The sequence below is a fragment of the Bradyrhizobium sp. P5_C12 genome, assembly GCF_054049735.1.
The window spans coordinates 20454-44394 of sequence record NZ_JBFULU010000029.1 but is presented as its reverse complement, the minus strand read 5'-3'; the positions used below and the strand labels follow the sequence as shown (position 1 = coordinate 44394).

Sequence of the window (23941 nt, the reverse complement as noted above, 5' to 3'; positions counted from 1 at the left end):
GGGCCGGTTGCTTCACTATGGAACATCGCCGACCCGATTGTCCCAGATAGAGCAAAGCCCGACCCGATCGCGCGGCGGCAGAGCGCCGCATCGATGGCCAATGACGGCGAGATCGGCCGTCTGGATGCGGACCGGTTCGCCGGGAACGGCCGCCGAGTTGCGGGACACCGGAATTTGCAGGGCGTCCCGAGCAAGGCGCGTGCCGGACATCGTGGAGATGACCAGGTCTCCGCTTCATTAACCGAGATATCGGGAAATGATCGCGTTTGGTCTTGCGATGCGACATCAGGCGAGAGAATTGCTCATGCAACCATCGTTGACCGCGGGAGCCATTGACCATGACGGCGGATAGAAACGTGACCGAACCGATTGCCGCAGCCGGCACTTCGGCGATCGTTGCGGACATCGCCATCGTCGGCGGCGGCCTCGCGGGATCGCTCGCGGCGGCCGTGCTCGCGCGGGCAGGGCATCGCGTCGCCCTGATCGACAAGCGCGCGGTCTATCCGGACGAGTTTCGGGTCGAGAAGATCGGCGGCCATCAGCTGGAGATGTTCCGCAGGCTGGGCTTCATCCGCGGCCTCGAGAGCGTCGCCTGTTCATACGACCGCGTGCTCAATATCAGGGAAGGCAGGGTGATCGATGTCAGCGTCGGCCAGGCTTACGGGCTTCCCTATGCCGGTCTCGTTGCCATGGCGCGCGGTCAGCTGCCCGATCCATCCAGCCTGATCGTCGACGAGGTCACCGCGGTCAGCTGCAGCGACGACCTGCAGCATCTCGAGCTCGCTTCCGGACGGCACGTCACTGCGCGCCTCGTCGTTCTGGCCACCGGCATGGCGGGAGTGCTCGGTTACAGGTTGGGCATCAAGCGGCAGGTGCTGGCCGAGCGCCATTCGGTCTCGTTCGGCTTCACGATCGCCCGCCGGGATGGCGCGCCGTTCGATTTCGAGGCGCTGACCTGTTACGGCGAGCGCACGGCGGACGGCATCGATTATCTCAGCCTGTTTCCGGTGCCCGCCGGCATGCGCGCAAATCTCTTCATGTTTCGCGACCCGACCGATCCGATCATGCGCGAGCTGCGTCGTGATACGGAAGCAACGGTTCTGCGCTTGCTGCCGGGATTGCAGCCCTATCTCGGCGATTTCCGCGTGACCGACCAGGTCCGGAATTGGGTGATGGATCTGTCCGTCGTCGAAGGACATCTCCAGCCCGGCGTCGTGCTCATCGGCGATGCATTCCAGACCAATTGCCCTGCCGCGGGCACGGGCGTTGCCCGCCTGCTGGTCGACGTCGAGCGCCTCTGCACCGAATATGCGCCGCGTTGGCTCAAGACGGAGGGCATGAGCAAGGAGAAGATTTCGGAGTTCTATTCCGATCTCGTCAAGGTCGCGGCAGACCAGCAATCACTGAAGATGGCGCGGTTCCGTCAGGCTCTGACGTCCCGCAACGATGTCGGCTGGGACCTGCGGCGGCGGCTGCACTTCCTGCGGCGTCGTGTCACCCACCAGGTCGATCAAATGCGGCCGGGCTGGCTCGCGCAGGTTCGAAGCGCGTTGCGCGCCTGAGCGCTGCACCCGTCGGCGGCTAGCGCCGGTCAGCGCGTGGGTGTCGAGGTGCGGGTCGGCAGGAGCCTGAACTCCGACATTCGCTTGGCGGCCAGTTTGAGCCAGGGAGCCTGCTTCAGTGCGAACAAGGATATGGCGCCTGCCGTGCTGCCGGCCTGCGTGACCGCCCACATCGGCGAAGGCTGCGCGCCGAACAGTTTCTTGTAGGGCTCGTCGCCGATGGTGAAATCGAGCATCTGATCACCGCGCTCGATGCAATCCCGCGCCACCTGCTCGAACATCAGCGCGCCGAGGGACTGGCTCTTGTATCCGGCAATGTCGAAGGCGCTCATGATGACGAGGAAGCTGCCCTGATGGCAAAGTCCGAGCACGGCGGCGATCACCTCGCCATCCATCTTCATGGTATAGAGCCGGACAAAGGAGCCGAGACCGCGGAGCGCCACGTCGGAATAGAAGCCGTAATATTCGGGACGCTGCAGCAGATCTCCGTCGCCTTGTGCCTGAAAGCGCGGACCGCGAAACTTCTTCATCACGTCCATCGCGTCGCGCACGGCGGCGCCGTCATCGCAGCATGAAAAGCCGAGCGCGCCCTTCTTCTGGAGCTGCCGGTATTTTTTTGCGAGCTCCTTCTGATAGGAGCGATCCATCGCACTGGCTCGCCATTGCTCGAACGGCGCGACGAGAACGGTCGCATAGGCATTGGTGTCCATCGCGACGCGGCGGGGCGCGGCCAGGAGGTTCTCGATCGGAAGCCGTCCGTCCGGCAGCTTGGTCATCCGGAGCAGGTCGAACGGGCGGACGAGGCACCGAATCTCCGCGCACGCGCTTTCGTCCTTGAGCAGGTCGGAAAATACGTGTGGGCTGCACACTGGCGCCAGATAGTCGGAGACGCGGAGGTCGGCGAATTCGACGGTCCGTATCGGACCGCGCCTGACCCGCAGCAACGGCAGCACCATCGCAAGCCTGCCGGTCGGGCGGTGGCGGACCACGACAACCAGAGGGGTTGCCTCCGCATGAGAGGCGAGCCTGGTGTAGAGGCTATCCAGCCAGAGGGGATGCTGGAACGCGGTGGCGGCCGAGTTGCCAAACAGCTCTGCGTAGTCCGGAGACAGAAAGTCGAACGCCTGCTCGATGGCGATGTCGAACGTATTGCTAAGCCTGTTCATGCGTAACCAGGGACACCAGATAAGCCGGGAAGATCGATCGAGCCGGGTCTGCGCTTTATAGCAGGTGCGTTACCGGCGAGACACCGGCGGCGTGCAATCTGCATTAATGCATCGAGCCGGGTGCGTATCGTTACCAAACCGTTAAATGTCGCGGGCGAGGTGCCTCGCACAGGGAGATCGAGCTGCGCTAGCAAATTATTAACCGCGCCTAAGGAAGGTCATTTCATGGCCAGCCTGCACACCGAGGTGGATTCCGGGGCACCCGGGAGCGCGATCTGGACGACGCGCAGCGCTGGCGTCGAGGGGATTGCGAGGGCCGCGATCAGCTGCTCGATCACGATCAACGTGGTCGCATCGATGGGCACCTTCAACACCGCGCTGCTGCCGGCAGAGCTGACCTATCTGCAACAGGCCGTCGCGATTCTGATGTGGGTCGTCCTGATCTACGCAAGCGCGTTCGTGCGCCCGCGTCTGCGGTTGCAGTTCAACCCCGACTTGATCGCGCTGGTCGCATTCTACACCTTCGCCGTCGCCTCGGTGTTCTGGTCCAGCCTGAGCGTCGCAGCGATCATGAAGAGCGCGGCGCTCGCGATGACGACCTTCGGCGCATTCTGCCTCGTCACGCGTATCGACATGGACGAGGTCGTAAGGGCGACGGCCCTTGGACTTTTCATATTGGTCGCCGCATCGGCATTCTTCGCGGTTGCGGTGCCCGACATCGGGATAGACCACAGCTGGATGCACAACGGTCAATGGCAGGGCGTCTACGAATCGAAGCAGACGCTGGGCTTCGTCGGCGCGTATCTGATGTTCCTGACCTGCTACCGGAAGATGACAGGGCAGGGATGGCTGGCCTTTCTCGTGGTATTCCTGCTGGCGTCAATTTGCGTCCTCGCGTCGGAATCGCGCGGCGCCGGTGCCGTTGCCCTGGCTGCCTGCGCACTGCTCGTGACCTCGATGTGGTCGGTCGGCTGCATGAGGCTCTATGCGCTCCTGCCGTTCGTCATGTGCATTCTGGCCGGCTTCCTGATCCTGTATTTTTATGCGACGGGATATGACGCCATCCATATCGGCGACGCCAGCATCGATTTTACCGAACGGACCTTCATCTGGCACTACGCGATCAGCCATTTTGACGACGCGCCGCTGCTCGGCTTCGGGATCAACGGATTTTGGACGATCCCGTCGATCTACGATTATTTCGAACAGAGCCGCGGCTGGGTGCTCGACAATTATCACAGCGGCTACATCGCGATCCTGATCGAAACGGGATTGTTGGGGTACACGCTGTTTGCCGCGAGCGTGCTGCTGTTCTCGAGCAAGATCCTCTATCTGATTTCCGCTCGCGCGATCGACCGGTCGCACTGTGCGCTCATCATCGGATTTGTCGTCCTGAGCTTTCAGACCAACTTCACGGAGACGACATTCCTTCGCTCGACGATGTTCACGTCGGTGCTCCTGGTGGGGTTCTTCTTTGCGACGTGTCGACCTGTGCCACAGACAGAACTCTAGTCACTCCGAATGGACGCAAGATGACCGCCATACGCGCTCGCTGGCCGAGAAGCTTCAATCTTGCAGCAACGGCATTTTTTCTCTCGCTATTCTCCCACGCGCACGCTGCCGAGCAGGCCGCTTCCCGTGACACGCCGCGATTGGGGCGTGGCATCAACATTCTCGGCTATGACGGGATCTGGGAAGGAGGTCAGAACGCGCCATTCCGCCTGGACAATTTGACGGCAATCAAGAAGGCCGGGTTCTCGCACGTCAGGATCAATTTCTTCGGCTTCAAGTTCATGGGCGTGGGGAATGTCCTGGATGAGATTGTCCTGAGGCGGCTTGACGCCGTCATCGAAGAGGTTCTCGCGAGGGGCCTCATTCCCATCGTCGACGAGCACGATACTTACCTTTGCCAACGCGACGTTTCCGAGTGCGCCGACAAGCTCAAGGCGTTCTGGCGGCAGATCGCCGAGCGCTACGCCGGCAGATATCCGGCGCTCGTCTTCGAGGTCTTGAATGAGCCTGGCGGACAGATGACGTCCGCCGCCTGGAATGCGCTGCTCAATGAATGTCTCGGCATCATCCGCCGCACCAATCCCGAGCGGCCGGTCGTTGCCGCCGTTCTCAACACGGATGAGATCCCCGTCGACGAGCTGGTTCTGCCGGCCGATGACAGGCACCTCATTGTCACCTTTCATTATTACGCGCCGATCCGATTCACGCATCAGGGCGCGCCCTGGTCACAAACGTTTTCGCGGATCGGGCCCCTGGATTGGGGCAGTCCGGACGACGAGGCGAAGGCTGCGGCCGATTTCAGGAAGATGAGTCACTGGGCGGAGAGAGAGAAGCGTCCCATCTACCTCGGTGAGTTCGGTGTGTACGAGCGTGCTCCATCCGACAGTCGCGTAAAATACCTGTCGTTTGTGGCGAGAAGCGCCGACAGGCTCGGCTGGGCATGGGCCTATTGGCAGTTCGACCATGATTTCGCGATCTTCGACAGCGCGCGTCAGGCCTGGAAGCCGGACCTCCTGCGCGCCCTGATCCCGATGCCGCATTGAAGCGGCGGCGCCGAACCCGGTGCCGCGGCAGTGCGGCCTTGCCAAGGACAGGGCTTCACGCCGTCAGCGAGCCACGCGAGGAACATAGTGTTCGAGCTCGGGATCCGGGAAATAGATGGTCCGGCCAAGTTCCGCCGAGCGATAGAGTCCCATCAGCATTTCCATCACGCCGACCCCGTCATCGAAGGTTTCCGCCGGATCGATGCCTCGCCTGAATGCCTCCACCATATGGCGGTTCTCATCGGTGTAGCCGTAAATGCCGGCTTCGTCCTCGACGACCGGCATCAGACCCTGCTCGGAATTCTGCTTCTCGACGAGGTCCTCGCCCTCTGATCCGCTGATCGCGCGGGAGAGGAAGACCTTGAGGCCAGTCGAGAGCGAGGAGAACTCCATCGAATATTCGGGGCCAAGCAATTCAAGCTGGATGCGCAAGCCGGCGCCGACATAGGCCCATGAGGTTGTCGCCTCGATCATCAATTGATGCCCGTCGGCATCTTCCAGCGTGAGCATCCCGCGCGCGAAATCCTCGACCGGACGTTTGATGAAATCGACCCCCATTCGCGTCTTGAGGTCGGCAGCGTAGTGGGGGCGCGTCCATTTGAGATTGGCCGTCGTGGCGCTGGCGCTGAGCAGCCGCAAGGAGTCGCGCTTTGCGCCGGGCGCGGTCAGCATGAAGCGTGCGACCTCGACTGAATGGCACATCATGTCGGAGAGCACGCCCCCTCCTTGCTTGTCGCCTTGCCAGAACCATGGCTCGTGCGGTCCTGAATGCTCCTCGGCGGCACGCGCGAGATAGGGGCGTCCACTTCCGGGTACCGCCCGCCGCCAGATGATGTCCTTGCCGCGCACGACCGCGGTCGAGAAAAGCTGGTTCTCCAGATAGCCATGAAGCAGGCCCGCATCCTCGACGAGCCTGCGCATCTCCCGCGCTTCGGCAAGCGTGCGGGCGAGCGGCTTTTCGCAGGCAATGGCGCGCAGGGGAGCCCCGGCCTTGGTCACGCGGTGGATCTCGCGCATGATGTCGAGACGGCTGTCGTTCGGCGTCAGCAGCCAAAGCGCATCGACCTCGCCGGACATTGCCATCGCTTCGATGCTGTCGAACACCCGCGCCGGCCCAAGGCCAAGACTGCGCGCCTTGTCCGCGATGCGCGTGCGCCGCTCGGCGGAGCGGCTGTAGACGCCGCCGACGCTGACGTTGCGCACGCCGAGCATGGACTGCAGATGGAACGCGGCGATGAAGCCGCTGCCGACAAGGCCGATGCGCAGCTGTGGAAGTTCCGTGAGCTTCTGCATGTCAGAGACCTCCTTCAATGAGAATGCGGTGGTTCAGACCGACGTGGGTGTTCTGCGTTGCCTGCCCGGGATCGCGGCCAGCAGCGCCTGCGTATAGGGATGCTCCGGCCGTTTCAGCAGGTCTGCCGTCGGCCTGATCTCGACGATCTCGCCGAGGCGCATCACTGCGATCCGATCACAGACCTGGGCCGCGACGTTGAGATCGTGGGTGATGAACAGCACCGCCAGCCGCAGCCGCGCCTTCAATGTCTCGAGCAAGGCGAGCACCTGCGCCTGGACCGAGACGTCGAGCGCCGACACCGGCTCGTCGGCCACCAGCACCTCCGGGTCGAGCGCCAGCGCGCGCGCAATTCCGATCCGCTGCCGTTGCCCTCCTGAGAATTCGTGCGGAAAGCGTCGCGCCGCGCTTGGGTCGAGACCCACGAGCGCCAGCAGTTCCTCGGCACGCGCGCAGGCCTCCGCCTTCGGGACACCATGCGCGATCGGTCCGTCGGCGATAATCCGCCCGACGCGGCGACGCGGATTGAGCGAGGCGAAGGGATCCTGGAACACCATCTGGACGTGCTTGCGGGCGGCCCGCAGGCGGGCCCCACGGGCCGCGGAGAAATCCAGTTCGCCGATGCGGACCACGCCCGCATCCGCGTCGGTCAGACGCATCACCAGCCGGCCGATCGTGCTCTTGCCCGAGCCGGACTCCCCAACCAGGCCAAGCGTCTCGCCGCGCCTGATTTCGAAGTGCACGTTCTTCGCGGCTGCGACCTCGGTCTGCGAGCTGAACCAGTCGTTGCCACGATAGGTCTTCGCAAGTCCAGTTGCAGCGCAGGCGATCGGTTCGTCCTCGACCGCGGCCCGGACCGGCGGGGTCCCGCCGGGCACCGCGGCGAGCAGCCGACGCGTATAGGGATGCTGCGGGCGTTCGAGCACGTCCTCCATTGGCCCCTGTTCGACGACGCGGCCCTTCTCCATGACCGCGACGCGGTCAGCGATGTCGGCGACGACGCCGAAATCATGCGTGATGAACAGCACTGCCATGCCGCGCCGCTGCTGAATGTCTCGGATCAACCGAAGGATTTGCGCCTGTGTGGTGACGTCGAGTGCCGTGGTTGGTTCGTCCGCGACCAGGATCGATGGTTCGAGCGCGAGGGCCATGGCGATCATGGCGCGCTGACGCTGGCCACCCGACAACTGATGCGGGTAGCTGCGGATGATCCGCTCCGGATCGCGCATGCCCACCTCTTCGAGGAGGGCGAGCAGGTGGGCGCGCCGCTCGGTTGGCGTGAACTGGTCGTGCGCCTCGAACGCTTCCATGATCTGGTCGCCGATCCTGATCACGGGATTGAGCGCCGTCATCGGTTCCTGAAAGATCATCGCGATGCGTCGCCCGCGCAGCGTCCGCCATTCTGCTGCCGGGAGGTTCAGCAGATCGCGGCCCTCAAAGTGAATGGCCCCTGCAACCGGACGAATGGCCTGGGGCAGCAGGCCCATCACGGCAGCGGCGCAGACCGATTTACCGGAGCCGGATTCACCGACGACGCAGAGGATCTGCCGCGGATACAGGGCAAGTGAAACGTCCTCGACGGCAGAGGCACGATCCGCGCCGGCGGGCAGCGCCAGCGTCAGCCGCTCGATCGTCAGGATCGCCTCTGCCATCTCGCTCATGCTGTCCGATCCGACATTGCGGTCTTTCTCATCCTGGTCACGCTGCCAGTGCGATGCCGTCCTTGCGATGGTCCGACGCGCCGAAGATGACGCCCCGGGAAGGATCGACGTGCACGGCTTGACAACCTCCAAGCGGTTCGTCCGCCCAGACCACGCGATGACCGCGCGCAATTAAGTCGTCGGCGACAGCCCCGGGAATCGTGGGTTCGAGCGTCAGCGTGCCATCGAACGCAAAGCTGCGCGGCACGTCCGAAGACTGCTGAATGTCGAGCCCACGATCGAGCACGCCGCCCAGTATCTGCATATGTCCCGCCGCCTGGTATTGTCCACCCATGACGCCAAAGGCCATGATCGGCTTGCCATGCTGCGCCAGCAGACCCGGAATGATGGTGTGAAAGGGACGCTTTCGCGGCGCGATGGCATTGGGATGTCCTTCGAAGAGGGAGAATCCCGAACCTCGGTTCTGCAACAGCACGCCCGCGCGAGGGGCGTAGATGCCGCTGCCGAAGGCGAAGAACAGCGAATTGATGAAGGACACCATGTTGCCGTCGCGGTCGGCGACTGCAACGTAAGCCGTGTCACGATGAACAGGCATGTCGAAATCCGCCGGCGCGCTGGCACGCTTCCGGTCGATGGAGGAGCGCAATGCCGCGACTGACGCCTCCGAGAGCAGCGCGTCGACATCGAGCGGACGGAATGCCGGATCGGCGACCAGCGCGTCACGCTGCCGGTAGGCTGCCTTGGTTGCCTCGGCAAGGAGGTGAATGCGATCCGTCTCGCCGAGCGCGGGGTCGGCCATGTCAAAGCCGGCAAGGATGCGGGCGATCAGCAGCGCCGCGACGCCCTGTCCGTTCGGCGGACATTGCAGGATTTGATGATCGCGATAGTCGGCGCTGATCGGCTCGACGTACTCCGATCGGGCGCTTGCCAGATCTTCAAGCTGCATCACCCCGCCCAGCGCCTTCAATGTTGCGACGATTTCTTCGGCGACGGCACCTTCGTAAAAGGCGGCGCGTCCCTCGCGTGCAATCCGGCGCAGCGTCGCGCCGAGTGCGGGATGGCTGAGCTTGCTGCCGACGGCGGGCGCAGTGCCGCCGGGCAGATAGACCGGTACGCCAGTCTGATGTCGTTCGATGCGATCGGCGTAGCGAGCCCAATCCAGCGCGGCGCGGGGCGTGACCACAAAGCCGGTCTCGGCCGCGCGGATGGCGGGCGCCAGAACCTCGTCAAGGCCTTTTGAACCATGGTCGGCAGAGAGGCGGCACCAGGCATCGACCGCACCCGGAACCGTGACGGCAAGGGGTGAATGGTCCGGGATCGACGCCAGCCCCCGTTGCCGAAACCAGCCGAGTTCGGCCTTCGCCGGCGCCCGGCCGGAGCCGTTGACAGCGACGGGTTTGCCGGAGGCGGGAGCATAGATCGCAAAACAGTCGCCGCCGATGCCGGTCATATGCGGATCGATGACGCCCTGGAGGGCGATCGCGGCAATGGCGGCATCGACGGCATTGCCGCCATTGCGCAGCATCTCGACCGCAGCGAGTGTCACAGCCGGATGAGAGGTCGCGGCCATGCCCCGGTCGCCCACCCCCAGCGAGCGCCCCGGCACCATGAAATCGCGCTGTCCCCAGCTCATGCCCTTCTCCGATTGTTGTTGTGGGGCCGCGTGGCGAGGGCTGCGGCAGCCGGTTCATCGCAGAGGATATCGACGTTGCCGTGCAGGCGGAGCGCCGAGGCAGGACAAGCTGCCGTCATCGGACCCTCGATCGCGGCTGCGAGTGCGGCTGCTTTCTCCGGTCCCCTGGCGACAAGGAGGATGCTCCGAGCCTCCAGGATTGTCGCTATGCCCATTGTGATCGCACGTTCGGGAACCGACGCCGGATCGGGAAAATTGCCGGCATTCGCGATGCGGGTTGCTTCGTCGAGTCTGACTTCGCGGGTACGTGAGGCGAAATCCGAACCTGGCTCATTGAAGCCGATATGGCCGTTGGCGCCGATGCCGAGGAGCAGCAGGTCGATGCCACCGGCAGCCGCAATCTGCGCCTCATAGCGCGCGGCCTCGGCGGCGAGATCGTCGGCCGTGCCATCGGGGAGCCTGGCCCGACCGGATTCCATGTCCACATGCCTGAACAGATGCTGCTGCATATAGGCATGGAAGCTTCCGGGCGATTGCGGTGCGATGCCCACATATTCATCGAGGTTGAAACTCGACACCTTTCGGAAGGAGATGAGGCCGGCGCGGGTTGCGGCGACGAGGCGGGCATAGACTGGCGTCATCGTCGCGCCGGTCGCAAGACCGAGGGTAAGAGGCTGCCGATCTTGCAGCCTGGCGATGACAAGGGCGGCCGCGCGCTCGGCGACGGCACCAGCATTGCCTACAACCTCAACTCTCGGCGCATGCTCTTTCATGCCGCGACATTTGCCCCCGCGACGGGAAGGGCCAATGGACCGGCATCCCTGCCGATGCCAAACAGCGAGCGATGCACGAGGTCGATCGCGCTGCCGATCGCACCGATCAGCGTGGCGCGATTGCCGAGCGCGCTGAGCTCGATACGAACGGGCTCGCGCATGCAGCGTCCCAGATGTTCATCGATCCGGAGCTTCAACTCGGGCCGTGCGCCGATGCTCCCCCCCAGGATGATGATCTCCGAATCGAGGATGCTGTGCACGGCCAGGATCGCGGTCGTGAGAATCCGGCTGACCTCGTCGATCGTGATCCGTGCCGCCTCCTCGATGTCGAGCCGATCGAAGACATCGCGCACCGTGCTGCCGGGGCTGCCGCCGAGCCCGAGATAACGTTCGACGATGCCGGCACTGCCGATGGCGGTTTCCAGGGTGCCGAACCGAAGGCCGCGCGCATCGTAGGGATCGCCCCCAAGCGGCAGGTAGGCGATCTCGCCGGCCGCCCCGCGTGCACCGCGCACGAGATAGCCGTCGGAAAAGATGCCCATGCCGATGCCGGTGCCGACTGCGATGAAGGCGAAACTGCGCGCCCTGCGGCTGTTGCCGCGCCAATGCTCCCCGATTGCCGCGAGATTGACGTCATTCTCGATGGCGACGTCGATCCCGAGCCGTTCGCGCAGCGCGGCCCTCACGTCCAGGCTATCCAGTCCCGGGATATTGGGCGCGATCACGATGCTGCCCGACGCCGGGTCGACCATCCCCGGACTTCCCATCACGCCGCCGCGCAAACGTTGCGCCGATACGGACGCGCGCTGAAGCAGGGCATCCTTCATGCGCTCGATCTGTGCGACCACGGCAGCGCCGCCGTCGCTAGATGTCGGTTCGATGCTCTCGGCGACGATCTCACCGTGCAGATCGGCAAGTGCGATGTGCAGTTTCGTGCCGCCAAGATCGATGCCCAGCACGAAGGCGGCGTCCGGCCGGAGCGCATAGGTGACGGCGCTTCTCCCCACGCTGCCCTGAATTTGCCCGTCCTCATGGACCCAGCCGTCGCGCTCGAGATCACGCATCACTTCGGAGATGGTCTGCTTGGACAGGCCCGTGCTGCGGGCGATTTCGGCGCGCGATACCGAGCGATCACGCAGCAGGCGCTCAACCACGAGGCGCACGGATTGCTGCCGCGCTACGGGCGATGAGGGGGCGTCTTGCATGAGCCTCGATCCAATTAGTCAATATACAGAACTAATACATCGCTGAGCTTGCAGTCAAGGGGCGTGGCGTGCGGATTTTACCCGTCTATGGGCTGACATATTGTAACTTAATTACATGTCGTAGGGGCAATTTGTTCGGGATATTTACAAATTGAATTGGGCGTGCTTGTCTTGTCCTTCGACARCAGAGCCTGGGACGAAACCTTGGGACGAAAGGAATTCCGTATGAAGCGGATGGGCACGGCGTTGGCGGCAATTCTGATGATCGCATCGGGCGTTGTCTCGGCGAGTGCCGTGACATTGCGGGTCGGCGTTCAGGACGATCCCGATGCGCTCGACCCGGCGCTCAGCGGCACTTACGCAGGCCGCTTCGTGTTTGCCGCGCTGTGCGACAAGCTCGTCGATATCTCCCCCGACCTCAAGATCGTGCCGCAGCTGGCAGAGGCATGGGAGTGGGCCGCGGACGGCAAGTCGATCACCTTCACACTGCGCAAGAACGTCACGTTCCACGATGGCACCGCGTTCGATGCGGCGGCGGTCAAGTTCAATATCGAGCGCATGAAGACGATGCCGGATTCCAAGCGCAAGGCCGAGCTGGCGCCGATCGCGAACGTCGAAGCGCTTGCCGCGGACAAGGTGAAGTTCAACCTGTCCGAGCCGTTCGTGCCGCTGCTTGCCAATCTCAGCGATCGTGCCGGCATGATGGTCTCGCCCAAGGCTGCCACGGAGAAAGCCGGGGAATTTGCCGCCGCGCCGGTCTGTGCCGGGCCGTATCAATTTGTCGAGCGTAAGTCGCGCGACCTCATTCGCGTCAAGAAATATCCCGGCTACTGGAACGCTGCACCGGCCGGCTATGACGAGGTCGTCTATTACTACGTTCCCGACTCGACCGTGCGGTTGTCGCGCGTACGGGCGGGCGATCTCGATCTCGCCGAGCGTATCGCGCCGACCGATCTCAAGACCGTGCGCGACGATCCCAACCTCGCCCTGCATTCCGGCAAGGGACTTGCCGTCTCGCATCTGATGTTCAATGTCGGCGCGGGCGCGAAGGCCGATACGCCACTGGGCAAGAACGCGACGCTGCGTCAGGCCTTTGAGCTCGCGATCGATCGCAATGTCATCAATCGCGTTGCCTTCAACGGCGAGTTCTTGGCCGATAACCAGATGATCCCGCCGTCATCTCCGTTCTACGACAGCGCGCACAAGGCGCCGGCTCGCGACGTTGCCAAGGCCAAGGCCATGATTGCCGCCGCCGGGATGACTCGCGTGCCGGTCGAGCTCCAGTACGAGAATACGGCCGGCGATTCCCGGGTCGCACAGATCATACAGTCGATGGCGGGCGAGGCCGGCTTCGACGTCAAGCTGCTGCCCATGGAAACGACCACGGCCATCGAGCGCTACCTGAACGGCAATTTCGAAGCCTATATCGGCAACTGGAGCGGCCGGGCTGACCCGGACCCGACGCTGGTCGCCTTCTTCAGTTGCGCGGGCTCCCAGAACGTCAACAAGTACTGCAACAAGGATCTCGACGCGATCCTGAACCAGGCCCGGGGCGAGGCTGACGAAGCCAGGCGCAAGGCACTCTACGCCAAAGCGACGGACATTTACCTGACGGCGCTCTCCTCGATTCCCCTCCATCACCCGAACTGGTTCTTTGCGGCCCGCAAATCGGTCGGCGGCATCGTCATGGTGCCGGACGGTCTCTTGCGTTTGGTCGGTGTCAGGCCGGTGAATTGATGCGCAACGCCTCGCGCCCGCCGACGCGCTTGCCCTGGTGAGGACCAGTCTGCCCCGATGAAGAGCTTGCTTCTGCGCCGGCTTGCCGTCCTGCTGCCGACCCTGTTGCTGGTGTCGATGATGGTGTTCGGTCTGCAGAAACTGCTGCCCGGCGATCCTGCGCTGGCGCTCGCCGGAGAAGAGCGTAATCCCGAAGTCGTCGAGTATCTTCGGCAGAAGTATCGCTTCAATGATCCGATCCCGGTGCAATACGCCGTCTGGCTGAAAGCCCTGCTGCACGGTGACTTCGGCACTTCGGTACGCACCCGATTGCCGATCGGCACCATGCTGGCGGAAAAATTGCCGGTGACCATTGAGCTCGCGATACTGTCGATGCTGGTCGCACTGCTCGTCGGGTTGCCGATCGGGATCTTCGCGGCGCTGGGGCGCGGGACGCCCTTCGACTACGGTGCCAGTCTGTTCGGGCTTGCCGGATTGTCGATCCCGCATTTCTGGCTGGGGATTATGCTGATCCTTCTGTTCTCGGTGAATCTCGGCTGGCTTCCGGCCGGAGGTTTCGTTCCACCGTCTGAAAGCGTGGGAGGCAACCTGCTTTCGATGCTGATGCCCGCTTTGGTGCTCGGCACGGGCACCGCTGCGATCATGATGCGCCATGTCCGCGGCGCGATGATCGAGGCGATGAAGCAGGACTACGTGCGCACGGCCCGCGCCAAGGGCGTCCGCGAAAGCACCATCGTGCTGCGTCATGCGCTGCCGAACGCGCTGATCCCGGTCGTCACGCTGGGCACGTTGCAATTTGGCGAATTGCTGGCCGGCGCGGTGCTGACGGAGCAGGTCTTTTCCATCCCGGGTTTCGGCAAGATGGTCGTCGACGGCGTGTTCAGCCGCGATTATGCCGTGGTTCAGGCGGTCGTGCTCTGCACGGCGGCCGTATTCCTGCTGATGAGCCTGATTGCCGACGCCGCCTATGTGCTGCTCAATCCGAGGCTCAGGTCATGAGCTCAATTGAGACGGCGCCGGTCGCAAGTCAGGCGCGCGCCGCCGCTCCTTCGGAGATTCGTCGCCTGTTGCGCGAACCTTCCGCTGTCATCGGCGCCACGATCATTCTATTCTTCGTCGTGCTGGCGGTGTTTGCCTCGTGGATTGCGCCGTACGATCCGAATTCGCCGGACTGGATGGCGATTCGCGCGGCACCCGGTGCGGCACACTGGTTCGGCACCGACGATCTCGGTCGGGACGTGCTGTCGCGCGTGATCTTCGGCACGCAAGCCTCGCTTGCCGCCGGCATGGTCTCCGTCACGGTCGCGGTGCTGATCGGCCTCCCGTTTGGTCTCATCGCCGGCTATTTCGGCGGCCTCGCCGACATGGTGATCTCGCGCCTCGCCGATGCGCTGCTCGCTTGCCCCTTTCTGATACTGGCGATTGCGCTCGCTGCGTTCCTGGGCCCCAGCCTGCAAAATGCGATGATTGCCATCGGCATTTCCGCCGTGCCGGTTTTCGTTCGTGTTGCGCGTGCCGCGACGCTGGTTGTCTGCACCGAGGACTACATCGCGGCGGCCCGGTCCCAAGGCCTCGGCCATTTCGCCATCCTGACCGGGCAGGTGCTGCCGAACGTGCTTGCGCCGACGATTGTGCAGGCGACGCTGACCATGGCGATTGCAGTTCTCGCCGAGGCGAGCCTGGCCTTTCTGGGACTTGGCCAGCTTCCTCCGGCCCCGTCCTGGGGCGCCATGCTTGATGTTGCCAGGCAATTTCTCGGCGAGGCGCCATGGATGGCATTGTGGCCCGGGCTTGCGATCATTGCCCTCGTCATCGGCTTCAACCTGATGGGTGACGGCCTGAATGATGCTCTCAATCCCCGGAACTAGATCGAAGACGCGCTCCTGTTCGGCGAGGCCGTCGCGCGGAAGCTCAACCCCATCGCATGGGTTGCCCACCGTTCGCCGCACTCTCCTGGGCAAGTATTGCGATGCGAGTGGCCCGCAGGGCCTCCGTTGCTGGAATTTGCAAGATCTCGCCACGGACGAGATGATCGAAGGCGAAGCTGGCAGGCGAGGCGCCCGCGGGCAGGTCGACTTCGCGCCGGGGTCTCGTCGCCGTCTCGACCAGCAATCGATTTTCGGCGAAGAGAACGTCGGCACGCCCCTTGGTCCCGGAGATCCGCATGGCATAGTCGCCATGCCGAGGCGAGGCTTCGGGCTGGATCCAGTCGACGTCAATGACGAATTGCGGGCCGCCATCGCAGGCGAGGATGGCACGCCCGAGCGCGGGAAAGTCCGTCGTGCCGGCAGCCGGCATCGGCGAGATCCAGCCGCTGACCGTACCGCCGGTGTACCCCGTAAGCCAAAGCGCAAGATCAATGTCGTGGACTGTCAGATCGGCGAGGATGCCGCCATAAGTCGCTGGCTCGAACATCCATGCCGGACGACGGCTCGGGACGAGCTTGTGCGGCCCGGTTGCGGTGATGGATACGACGTCTCCAAGTTCGCCGCTTTGGATCATGGAGCGGAGCGCGAGCGTGACCGGATAGAAGCGCTTCTCGAGCAGAAGCGTCAGCAAATTGCGTCCGGCGAGCGCCTCTTCGATGAGCGCGAGCTGGTCCATGGTCACGGCCATGGGCTTGTCGGCGATCGCGAATATGCCGCGGCGCAAGAGTTCGGCAACGATCGGTGCTCGAAGACCGAACTCGGTGAAGACCGCTGCGGCCTGAACCTGATGCGCATCCAGAAGCGCATGCGGGTCGGCGTAGCCGGGCGCCATCGTGCGTCGTTCGAGCTCGCCGCGCCGCGTCGCGTCACGATCGGCGACGGCCACGACCCTGACGTCGGTTCGGTTCGCAATCTCTGAAAGCACGTATTCGACATGCGGGTGGGCCGCGCCAATGATGGCGATGTCGAGTGTCTCGGAGCTACTCGCCGGCATGAATGACCTCCGATGCGATCTCGCCGGGGCTGACGGCGCGACCTTCCGCGGCCGAGCGATAGATGGCGTCAACCAGTCTCGCTGCTTCGTATCCATCCCTGAACGAGCTCGCGGGCGGCCGTCGCTCCCGGACGGCTTGGGCGAAGTCGCGCCATTGCGCGATATGTCCTTCGATCCCGATGGCTTTGGGATCGCTGGCGGCGCTTCCAACCCCGGCGGCCGCGCTCGGCGGCTCCGCAACGCCGGGAAAATCCCAGCGGACGATGCTGTCGTTTGCGAGCTCACAACTGCCGCGGTCCGTGAACAGCCGAAGCATGGCGGGCCGCCCCGGAGGCAGCGCCGTGCTCGTCACGATCACGCCGAGCGTGCCGGACGCGAAGGAGAGCAGCGCCGCCGTCGTGTCCTCGACGGCGTGTGTGTGCCCGAGCGTTGCCGCTTTGCCCTGAACACTCTTCACCGTCCCGAACAGCCAAAGCATCAGATCGAGATTGTGAACGCCCTGATTGAACAGCGAGCCGCCGCCGTGCTCCGCTTCGCTGCGCCACGGCTTCTCCGCGTAGTAGGCGTCGGAGCGGTACCAATGGATCGCCGTCTCGATCAGGCGCGGCTGTCCGAGATGGCCTGCGTCGAGCAAGGACTTGATCGCCTGGTGCTGCGGTTCGAGACGGCGCTGCGAAACCACGCCGCACGTCAGTCGCGAGCGCTCGGCGGCGCGGACCAGGGATGCAGCCTCAGTCGGATCGACGCAGAGCGGTTTCTCGACAAGCACGTGCCGTCCGGACGCGATCGCAGCCAAGGCTACGTCATGGTGAGCGCCGCTCGGGGTGCAGACCACGACCGCGTCGATCTCGGCATTTGCCAGCATCGCGTCGGTGGTTGCAAATGCCGGAACGGGTTCGCCATTCTGGCATGCTGCGATTTGCTCGGGCGTGCCGCCGGCGATCGCGGACAAGACGGTCTCGTCGAGCGCCCGTATCGCCCGCGCGTGCGTTTCACCGATCGCGCCTGGACCGATCAACCCGATGCGAAGCCGGTTCATGTCTCATTCCTCAGGGGTTGAGAAGGCCGGCCCGCGACATAAACTGTCTCAGGCACGAGAGAGCCATCCTCGTCGAGCCGGAAACGCAGCAGATCGGCCGGTGCTCCCACCGTCAGCGCAGGAAGGTCGAACGGCATGCGCGGATTGATCGTTGCCAGCCTCAGCGCCTCGGCCAGGGTCAATCCGGCCATGCGTCTGGCCGTCGCAATTCCGAACGCGAGGCTGACGGCTGCCCCCGCCAGAAAGGACGTGCCGACGAGTTCGAGCCGGCCGTTCGCTTTCAGCTCGACTTTGCCGCCGATCGGCGCGTCATAGACTCCAGGCGCGCACCCCGCGAGCGCGGCGGCGTCCGACACCAGGATCGATCGCTCCAGTCCCTTCGCACGCAGCATGGCCTTGAAGGCCTCGGCGGGAAGGTGATGGCCATCCGCGATGAAGCTCGCCCACAGCCTGTCCTCGGCCAGTTGCGACCAGATCGGGTTGGGATGTCGCGGTAGCGTGGCCGCGATGCCGTTGCCAAGATGCGTCGACAATATTGCGCCCGCTGCGACGGCTGCGGAAATCTGATCCGGTGTCGCGTTGGTATGGCCGAGCGCAACACGAACGCCGCGTGCGTGAAGGCCGCGCACATATGCTTCCGTTTCCGGCCAGTGCGGCGACAGTGTCACGAGGCCAACGAGATTTCCGCAGGCCGCTTGCCACGCGTCGAACTCATCGAGGCTCGGCGGCCTGACATGCTCGGCCGGATGCGCACCGCGTGCACCATCCTCCGGCGCGATATGCGGTCCTTCAACATGCACGAAGGGCATCGCGTGCTCGAGAAGAGGGTCGCTGTCGCGCGCCTGCGCAATGGCTCGCAGCGCCTCGACGATCGCATCGTGCGATGCCGTGATCAGCGTCGGGGCAAAACGCGACACGCCGCTGTTGTGGACGGCCGTGACGAGATCGCGGACCGTCTGGGGATCGGGGCGGGCATTGAGATCGTAGCCCGCAAAGCCGTTCAATTGCAGATCGAACAGGCCGAGCGACAGCCACAGTCCATCATCGTGCCCGCCGGGAATGATGTCCGAGATCCGGCCGTCCCGAATGACGATGGTGCGGGGCTGTCCGGTCTCCGGATCGCGGCCCGAGACGCGCGTTGCCGGATCCGTCATGCGCGTGCCGGTGTTTGCAGTGAGAGCCGTGGCGGCGTGGAATCCTGGTCGAGATACAGCGCGCACCGCGGATGTGTGCGAAGCGCACTCGCGGGGCAAGCCGTCCCGATCGGGCCGTAGAGGGATCGCTCCACGGCGGCGCGCTTGGCCGCGCCGGGCACGACGCAAAAAAGCTGGCCGGCGTCCAGCAGCCGCGGAATCGTCAGCGTGATCGCATGGGTCGGGACGTCGCTGGGGCTCGGGAAGCACCCATCGTCGACCTGCTGCTGGCGGCAGACCGCGTCGAGCTCGACGATTTTGACCTGCTTGGTGTCGTAGAGGTCGGCGACCGGCGGATCATTGAACGCGAGGTGACCGTTGACGCCGATGCCGAGGCAGATGATGTCGATCGGGGCCTCGCTGAGAAGAGCCGCGTAGCGCGCCGCTTCCCGCCCCGGATCCGGTTCCTGTCCGATCAGGTGAACGGCGCCGAAAGTGATGCGCGAGAACAAATGATGCGTCAGCCAGGCCCCGAAACGCTCCGGCGCATTGGCGGGAAGTCCGAGATATTCGTCCATGTGAAAGGCGGTGACGCGCCGCCAGTCGATATCGCGCTCGCGTGCAAGGGCATCCAGCATCTCTGCCTGGCTCGGCGCCGCGGCAAATATCATCCGTACCGTGCTCTGCCGGGCGAGGCGGTCGCGCAGCGCCGCAGCGACATCCGCAGCAGCCGCACGGCCCATCGCATCCCGCGTTTTAAATGTCGCGATTGAGGGAGTAACCGAAGCCGTCATGCTCATCCATGGTCCTGCCGGGCTGGCCCGTCACCCCAAGCGGAGAATGTAATGCAACCGGTTGCATGTCAAGCTTGCGCCCCGGGCCCGGCCAAGGCATGTGTAGTGGAATGCGATGCGGAGGAGGCGGCCTGCGGTGAAGCGCGATTCCGATAGCGGCGGGGAAGCACGTCGATCGGTCGTGCCGACGATCAGCCAGGTGGCGAAAGCCTCCGGGGTTTCGCGCGCGACCGTATCGCGCGCCTTCTCGCGGCCGGAGATGCTGACCGAAGCGACCGTCCGGCGGGTCAAGGAGGTCGCCGACAGGCTGGGCTACGTGCCGAACCAGGTCGCCCGCGCGCTGTCGACCGGGCGCCATGGCAATGTCGCTCTCATCGTCTCGGATGTCGCGAACCCGTTCTTTCCGCCGCTGATCAGGGCCGCGCAATTGCGCGCCGACCAGGCCGGGCTGTGCGTCTTCCTCGGCAATTCGGACGAGGATCCCGCGCGCGAGGAATTGCTGGTCGGCCGCTTCATCGGCCAGGTGGAGGGGCTGGTCCTCGCCTCGTCCCGCCTGGACGAAGAGCATATCCGCCGCTACGCGACGCGGCGGCCGCTGGTGCTCATCAATCGCGATATCGAGGGCATTACGCGGGTCCTGATCGACACGGCGCCGGGGGTGGCTGCTGCGATTGCGCATCTTGCCGAGCTGGGGCATCGGCACATCGCCTATGTCAGCGGCCCCACGACGTCATGGTCCAACCAGCAACGGCGCAACGCCGTCCGGCGCGAGGCGGAGAAGCGCGGGCTCAAGGTGATCGCCGTTCCCGCGCGTCCGCCGTCCTACGACACCGGCCGGCTCGCCGCCACCCAGATCGTCGCCAGCGGCGTCACCGCCGCGATCGCGTTCGACGACCTTGTCGCTCAGGGCTTGCTGGCCGGGCTCGCGGCGCTCGACGTCGAGGTGCCGAAATCGTTCAGTGTCGTCGGCTGCGACGATGTCCTCGGTGAGACCACCTATCCGCCGCTCACCACCGTGTCGGCGCGCTGCGCCGATGCCGGCGATGTCGCGGTCGGTCTCCTGCTCAGCCAGATGAGTGGCGGCGTGTCGGGGGAGATCCGCCACAAGCTGAATTCCCATCTCGTCATTCGTGCCAGCACCGGCCCGGCCCCGGCGAAGCGGAGAAGCCGCTGACGATTTGGTCAACGGCCTCAGAAAGCGGCAATGGATCGCAATTGACACGCAACCGGTTGCATGCGAGCTTTTTCGCAGGATTTGTCCCATTCCTGATGTGAGAGTGACCCTCATGGTGAAGCCCGTCGGCAGGTTCGGCTATGTCACGCTTTCCGAGGATGGCTATCGCCGGGAGACCCCGAGTCGTCGGTCATGGGTGTCGGCAGCGCTGACACTGGCGCTCGCCGTCGCTGTGCCAGTGTTTGCTTCGCCCGCGTCGGCGGAGAAGCTGACCGTCTGGAGCGGGTGGCCTGATCTGGCCCCGTTTTACAAGCGCGTCGGCGACCAGCTGAAGAGCAAATATCCGGATCTCGACGTCAGCGTCGAGGCCATTGCCCTGCGCGAGCACGAGAAGCGGCTGGCGCTGTCGCTTCCGTCCGGCGCGGCGGGAGACGTCATCGAGATGGAGGTCGAGGCGGCGCGGTATCTCGAGGCCGGCGTCATTCCGGAGCCGCCGGCGTCGATCGTCGATTTCGTCAAAGCCAATTACGACATGACGCGTGTGAAGACCGCCATGTACGACGGCAAGATCTTCGGTGTGCCGTTGTTTCAGGGGCAGGGCGCGCTGTACTACAACACCGAATTGCTCGCCAAGGCCGGCCTCGACGGCCCGCCCAAGACCATGGCTGACTACACGGCCTACGCGCAGAAGCTCGCGCAACGCGACGCCTCCGGCGTGCCGACGGTGAGCGGATGGAGCTTGCGTCTCAGCGGCGGCGGCTCGGGCATCGCGGAGAAGTACTGGACCATCCTCTATAACCACGGCGGGACGCTGCTGGAGGAGAAGGGCGGAAAATGGCGCGCCGCCTATGCGAGCGAGCCCGGCCGCAACGCACTCAAGCAGTATCTCGACAACGTCGTGGTTTACCGGACGGTGTCGCCGGAGATGAAGGCGGATGCGGAAGCCTTCGAGCTCGGCCAGACCGCGATGTTCATCCGGGAATCCTGGGTGATTGGCGACATCGCAAAGAAGGCGCCCGGCCTCAAATACGCCACGGCCCCGTTGCCCAAGGGCACGCTGATGGTCCCGGTCGATCTCTACGTGCCGAACAAGGGACCCAAGAGTCAGATCGCCTGGGATTTCGTTCAAAAAGCAAATGAACCGGAAAACCTGCTCTGGCTGCTCGAGAACACGGCCTGGGTCCCCAACCGCAAGGGCCTCGACTACTCCGCGATCCTCAAAAAGATCCCGCAGCTCGGTGCATTCGTCAACGTTCCCGCCGACTATGCCTTCTTCACGGTGCCGGCGATCAGCCCGGCGAGCGAAATCCTCACCCGGCTTGCGGCACGGCTGGAGAAGGCATTCACCGACAAGTCGCTGGCGGGCAACGATGCCGCGATCGATGCTTTCCTGAAGTCTGCGGCCGAGGAAAGCGACAAGATCCTCGCCCGGGAAGACCTGCTGGCCAAACCCTAGACCTCCATCGACAAGCGACCCACTCAATCCGGGCGTCGGCCGCTGACCGGCGCCTGCCGGAGGATCCATGCGCACCACGCCGAAATGGCTGTTTCCAGTTCTGGCGCTGCTTCCGGTCCTCGCCCTCTATGGCTGCATCCGCGTCTATCCGATCATCGAGACGCTGCGGCTCAGCCTCTTCCAATGGAATATCATCTCGCGGCGCAAGCCATTCGTCGGCTTCGCCAACTTCGTCGAGCTGGCGAGCGACCCGCTGTTTCTCGAAGCGATATTCAACACCACGATCATCGCCTTCAGCGTCGTGGTGATTACCATTCCCGTTGCGCTTGCGCTCGCCGCCCTGATCAATAGCCGGCAGGGGCTGCGGCGCAGCGGCGTCTACGAAGCCTCGGTTTTCCTGCCGCATGTCGTCTCGCTGGTTCCGGCGGCGATGGCCTGGAAGTGGATTTTCGACGCCCGGCTCGGGCCGCTCAACGCCTTGATCGGACTGGTCGGAATCCCGGCCCAGTCGTGGTTGTTCGACCCCGTCCTGTCGCTGGTGTGCCTGGTCGTTCTCTGCTCATGGCAGGCGATCGGCTATGCCGTCCTGATCTTCCTGGTCGGGCTGAAGAACGTTCCGGATGCGCTCTACGAGGCCGCGCGCCTCGACGGCGCCTCGTCGCTTCAGGCCTTCCGCTACATCGCCGTGCCGCTGTTGAAGCCTGTCATGCTGTACGTGTCGGTCATCACGCTGATCTCGTCCTACAATATCTACGCGCAGGCCTTCGTGCTGGCATCGGATGTGCAGGGTGCGCCGGGACATCTCGTTCGCGTCCTCGTCCTCGACATGCTCGAAAACAGTTTTCGCAATTACCGGGTCGGCTATGCCGCCGCCGAAGCCGTCATCCTCCTCGTCATCGTCCTGATCCTGACCGGCGCGCAGTTCAGGCTGTTCCGCGATCGGAGCCGCGCATGAGCGAGCCCGATCATCCGTCCGTCGTCGGTCAGCACCGCGTCGTCGGCCTCGTGATCGACGCCGTTCTTTGCGCCGTCAGCCTGATGATGCTTCTGCCGCTGGTCTTCCTGATCAGCAACGCGTTCAAGACGCCGCCGGAGCTGCTGGCGTGGCCGCCGACCATCATCCCACACCAGCCGACGCTGGACAACATCGTCAGCGTCCTGCGTGAAACGCCGCTGTTTCGCTGGATCGGCAACTCGCTCATCTTCGCGACGCTCTCGACCGCGAGCATCGTCTCTACGTCGGCGATCGCGGGTTACGTGCTCGGCAAGTTCGATCTGCCGGGGTTGCCAGTCATCTTCGGCATCATCATCGCGACGGCCGTCGTTCCGTTCGAAGTCTACATGATCCCRCTCTACCTCAATGTCCAGTCTGCCGGACTGTTGAACACCTGGCCCGGGCTTCTGGTCGGCTATCTCATCATGAGCTTCGGCATTTTCCTGGTGCGGCAATACGTGATGACGTCGATTCCCGACGAACTCCTGGAGGCTGCGCGGGTGGACGGGGCGGGGGAGGGCTGGATCTTCCTGAGGATCGTGCTGCCGCTGATGCGCGGCCCGTTGGGCGCTCTCGCCGTGCTGGCGTTCTTTCAGGCCTGGACCGCCTTCGCCTGGCCGCTCGTCGTCATGACCAACAAGGAGACCTATACGCTCGAGGTCGGGCTCGCCTTGTTTCAGACCGGCTTCACCGTGGATACCGGTCGTCTCAGCGCGGCCGCAGCGCTAGCGCTGGTCCCGAGCGCGCTGTTCTTCTCGCTGATGCGCCGTAATTTCGTGCGCGGCGTGGCCGCGAGCGGTTTGAAGGAGTGACGCCATGGCAGCATTCCGACAAAACCCATTGCCC

General features: G+C 64.2%; 20 protein-coding genes. 10 read left to right on the top strand and 10 right to left on the bottom strand.

The window, feature by feature from the left end; translation table 11 throughout:
* Positions 1–338: 338 nt before the first annotated feature.
* Complete coding sequence (locus ACXJMY_RS24100) at positions 339–1562, top strand: FAD-dependent oxidoreductase (RefSeq protein ID WP_456621837.1); 1224 nt, start codon at positions 339–341, stop codon at positions 1560–1562.
* Positions 1563–1591: 29 nt separating this feature from the next.
* Here the strand turns inward: ACXJMY_RS24100 and ACXJMY_RS24095 are convergent, their stop codons facing one another.
* Positions 1592–2728 carry a GNAT family N-acetyltransferase gene (locus ACXJMY_RS24095; RefSeq protein WP_456621836.1) on the bottom strand — a complete coding sequence of 379 codons (1137 nt, stop codon included), beginning with the start codon at positions 2726–2728 and terminating at the stop codon, positions 1592–1594.
* A 225-nt stretch (positions 2729–2953) separates the two neighbouring features.
* Here ACXJMY_RS24095 and ACXJMY_RS24090 point away from each other — a divergent pair, with 225 nt between their 5' ends.
* Together ACXJMY_RS24090 and ACXJMY_RS24085 are read left to right on the top strand one after the other, a co-directional pair.
* Positions 2954–4240, top strand: coding sequence for an O-antigen ligase family protein (locus ACXJMY_RS24090; RefSeq protein WP_456621884.1), 1287 nt, complete (start codon positions 2954–2956; stop codon positions 4238–4240).
* A gap of 20 nt (positions 4241–4260) precedes the next feature.
* Positions 4261–5283: a glycoside hydrolase family 5 protein gene (locus ACXJMY_RS24085; RefSeq protein WP_456621835.1), complete on the top strand. Its 1023-nt coding sequence runs from the start codon at positions 4261–4263 to the stop codon at positions 5281–5283.
* 63 nt (positions 5284–5346) lie between these two features.
* On the opposite strand, the gene ACXJMY_RS24080 is transcribed toward ACXJMY_RS24085, so the two are convergent.
* Genes ACXJMY_RS24080 through ACXJMY_RS24060 form a run of 5 tightly spaced genes read right to left on the bottom strand, consistent with a single transcriptional unit; the run spans position 5347 to position 11804 of the window.
* Positions 5347–6576, bottom strand: coding sequence for a Gfo/Idh/MocA family protein (locus tag ACXJMY_RS24080; protein ID WP_456621834.1), 1230 nt, complete (start codon positions 6574–6576; stop codon positions 5347–5349).
* Positions 6577–6609: 33 nt separating this feature from the next.
* Positions 6610–8226, bottom strand: coding sequence for an ABC transporter ATP-binding protein (locus tag ACXJMY_RS24075; protein WP_456621883.1), 1617 nt, complete (start codon positions 8224–8226; stop codon positions 6610–6612).
* A gap of 46 nt (positions 8227–8272) precedes the next feature.
* Positions 8273–9844 (bottom strand): gamma-glutamyltransferase, encoded by a 1572-nt coding sequence (ggt, locus tag ACXJMY_RS24070; protein ID WP_456621833.1) that lies wholly within the window; start codon positions 9842–9844, stop codon positions 8273–8275.
* A 20-nt stretch (positions 9845–9864) separates the two neighbouring features.
* Positions 9865–10641: a glucosamine-6-phosphate deaminase gene (gene nagB, locus ACXJMY_RS24065; RefSeq protein ID WP_456621832.1), complete on the bottom strand. Its 777-nt coding sequence runs from the start codon at positions 10639–10641 to the stop codon at positions 9865–9867.
* Positions 10638–11804 carry an ROK family protein gene (locus tag ACXJMY_RS24060; protein WP_456621831.1) on the bottom strand — a complete coding sequence of 389 codons (1167 nt, stop codon included), beginning with the start codon at positions 11802–11804 and terminating at the stop codon, positions 10638–10640. Before ACXJMY_RS24060 ends, nagB begins: the two co-directional genes overlap by 4 nt.
* Before the next feature lie 267 nt (positions 11805–12071).
* Here ACXJMY_RS24060 and ACXJMY_RS24055 point away from each other — a divergent pair, with 267 nt between their 5' ends.
* Genes ACXJMY_RS24055 through ACXJMY_RS24045 form a run of 3 tightly spaced genes read left to right on the top strand, consistent with a single transcriptional unit; the run spans position 12072 to position 15451 of the window.
* Positions 12072–13583, top strand: a complete 1512-nt coding sequence (locus tag ACXJMY_RS24055) for an ABC transporter substrate-binding protein (RefSeq protein WP_456621830.1) — start codon at positions 12072–12074, stop codon at positions 13581–13583.
* Between the two features lie 57 nt (positions 13584–13640).
* A complete protein-coding gene (locus ACXJMY_RS24050; protein ID WP_456621829.1) occupies positions 13641–14582 on the top strand; it encodes an ABC transporter permease in 942 nt (313 codons plus the stop codon).
* Positions 14579–15451 carry an ABC transporter permease gene (locus ACXJMY_RS24045; RefSeq protein WP_456621828.1) on the top strand — a complete coding sequence of 291 codons (873 nt, stop codon included), beginning with the start codon at positions 14579–14581 and terminating at the stop codon, positions 15449–15451. Before ACXJMY_RS24050 ends, ACXJMY_RS24045 begins: the two co-directional genes overlap by 4 nt.
* 43 nt (positions 15452–15494) lie before the next feature.
* Here ACXJMY_RS24045 and ACXJMY_RS24040 read toward each other — a convergent pair whose 3' ends face one another.
* Genes ACXJMY_RS24040 through ACXJMY_RS24025 form a run of 4 tightly spaced genes read right to left on the bottom strand, consistent with a single transcriptional unit; the run spans position 15495 to position 19420 of the window.
* Complete coding sequence (locus ACXJMY_RS24040) at positions 15495–16505, bottom strand: Gfo/Idh/MocA family protein (RefSeq protein WP_456621882.1); 1011 nt, start codon at positions 16503–16505, stop codon at positions 15495–15497.
* Entirely contained in the window at positions 16492–17544 is a 1053-nt protein-coding gene (locus ACXJMY_RS24035) for a Gfo/Idh/MocA family protein (protein ID WP_456621827.1), read from the bottom strand. The genes ACXJMY_RS24040 and ACXJMY_RS24035 overlap by 14 nt, the downstream gene beginning before the upstream one ends.
* On the bottom strand, positions 17541–18698 hold the full coding sequence (locus tag ACXJMY_RS24030; RefSeq protein ID WP_456621826.1) for an N-acetylglucosamine-6-phosphate deacetylase: 1158 nt from the start codon (positions 18696–18698) through the stop codon (positions 17541–17543). Before ACXJMY_RS24030 ends, ACXJMY_RS24035 begins: the two co-directional genes overlap by 4 nt.
* Complete coding sequence (locus ACXJMY_RS24025) at positions 18695–19420, bottom strand: 6-phosphogluconolactonase (RefSeq protein ID WP_456621825.1); 726 nt, start codon at positions 19418–19420, stop codon at positions 18695–18697. Before ACXJMY_RS24025 ends, ACXJMY_RS24030 begins: the two co-directional genes overlap by 4 nt.
* A 187-nt stretch (positions 19421–19607) precedes the next feature.
* Here ACXJMY_RS24025 and ACXJMY_RS24020 point away from each other — a divergent pair, with 187 nt between their 5' ends.
* The 4 genes from ACXJMY_RS24020 to ACXJMY_RS24005 all read left to right on the top strand — a co-directional run bounded on the left by ACXJMY_RS24020 (position 19608) and on the right by ACXJMY_RS24005 (position 23907).
* The gene (locus tag ACXJMY_RS24020; protein WP_456621824.1) at positions 19608–20645 is read left to right on the top strand and encodes a LacI family DNA-binding transcriptional regulator; all 1038 of its coding nucleotides are present in this window, start codon (positions 19608–19610) and stop codon (positions 20643–20645) included.
* Between the two features lie 112 nt (positions 20646–20757).
* Positions 20758–22101, top strand: a complete 1344-nt coding sequence (locus ACXJMY_RS24015) for an extracellular solute-binding protein (protein ID WP_456621823.1) — start codon at positions 20758–20760, stop codon at positions 22099–22101.
* A 67-nt stretch (positions 22102–22168) separates the two neighbouring features.
* A complete protein-coding gene (locus tag ACXJMY_RS24010) occupies positions 22169–23056 on the top strand; it encodes a carbohydrate ABC transporter permease (RefSeq protein WP_456621822.1) in 888 nt (295 codons plus the stop codon).
* The gene (locus tag ACXJMY_RS24005; protein ID WP_456621821.1) at positions 23053–23907 is read left to right on the top strand and encodes a carbohydrate ABC transporter permease; all 855 of its coding nucleotides are present in this window, start codon (positions 23053–23055) and stop codon (positions 23905–23907) included. Before ACXJMY_RS24010 ends, ACXJMY_RS24005 begins: the two co-directional genes overlap by 4 nt.
* Positions 23908–23941: the final 34 nt, after the last annotated feature.

Coding starts and splice junctions, on each gene's coding strand:
- ACXJMY_RS24030 (WP_456621826.1), bottom strand. CDS start 18,698: ATGACGGATCCGGCAACGCGCGTCTCGGGCCGCGATCCGGAGACCGGA.
- ACXJMY_RS24075 (WP_456621883.1), bottom strand. CDS start 8,226: ATGGCAGAGGCGATCCTGACGATCGAGCGGCTGACGCTGGCGCTGCCC.
- ACXJMY_RS24015 (WP_456621823.1), top strand. CDS start 20,758: ATGGTGAAGCCCGTCGGCAGGTTCGGCTATGTCACGCTTTCCGAGGAT.
- ACXJMY_RS24080 (WP_456621834.1), bottom strand. CDS start 6,576: ATGCAGAAGCTCACGGAACTTCCACAGCTGCGCATCGGCCTTGTCGGC.
- ACXJMY_RS24040 (WP_456621882.1), bottom strand. CDS start 16,505: ATGCCGGCGAGTAGCTCCGAGACACTCGACATCGCCATCATTGGCGCG.
- ACXJMY_RS24090 (WP_456621884.1), top strand. CDS start 2,954: ATGGCCAGCCTGCACACCGAGGTGGATTCCGGGGCACCCGGGAGCGCG.
- ACXJMY_RS24035 (WP_456621827.1), bottom strand. CDS start 17,544: ATGAACCGGCTTCGCATCGGGTTGATCGGTCCAGGCGCGATCGGTGAA.
- ACXJMY_RS24025 (WP_456621825.1), bottom strand. CDS start 19,420: ATGGGCCGTGCGGCTGCTGCGGATGTCGCTGCGGCGCTGCGCGACCGC.
- ACXJMY_RS24085 (WP_456621835.1), top strand. CDS start 4,261: ATGACCGCCATACGCGCTCGCTGGCCGAGAAGCTTCAATCTTGCAGCA.
- ACXJMY_RS24045 (WP_456621828.1), top strand. CDS start 14,579: ATGAGCTCAATTGAGACGGCGCCGGTCGCAAGTCAGGCGCGCGCCGCC.
- ggt (WP_456621833.1), bottom strand. CDS start 9,844: ATGGTGCCGGGGCGCTCGCTGGGGGTGGGCGACCGGGGCATGGCCGCG.
- nagB (WP_456621832.1), bottom strand. CDS start 10,641: ATGAAAGAGCATGCGCCGAGAGTTGAGGTTGTAGGCAATGCTGGTGCC.
- ACXJMY_RS24010 (WP_456621822.1), top strand. CDS start 22,169: ATGCGCACCACGCCGAAATGGCTGTTTCCAGTTCTGGCGCTGCTTCCG.
- ACXJMY_RS24055 (WP_456621830.1), top strand. CDS start 12,072: ATGAAGCGGATGGGCACGGCGTTGGCGGCAATTCTGATGATCGCATCG.
- ACXJMY_RS24095 (WP_456621836.1), bottom strand. CDS start 2,728: ATGAACAGGCTTAGCAATACGTTCGACATCGCCATCGAGCAGGCGTTC.
- ACXJMY_RS24050 (WP_456621829.1), top strand. CDS start 13,641: ATGAAGAGCTTGCTTCTGCGCCGGCTTGCCGTCCTGCTGCCGACCCTG.
- ACXJMY_RS24100 (WP_456621837.1), top strand. CDS start 339: ATGACGGCGGATAGAAACGTGACCGAACCGATTGCCGCAGCCGGCACT.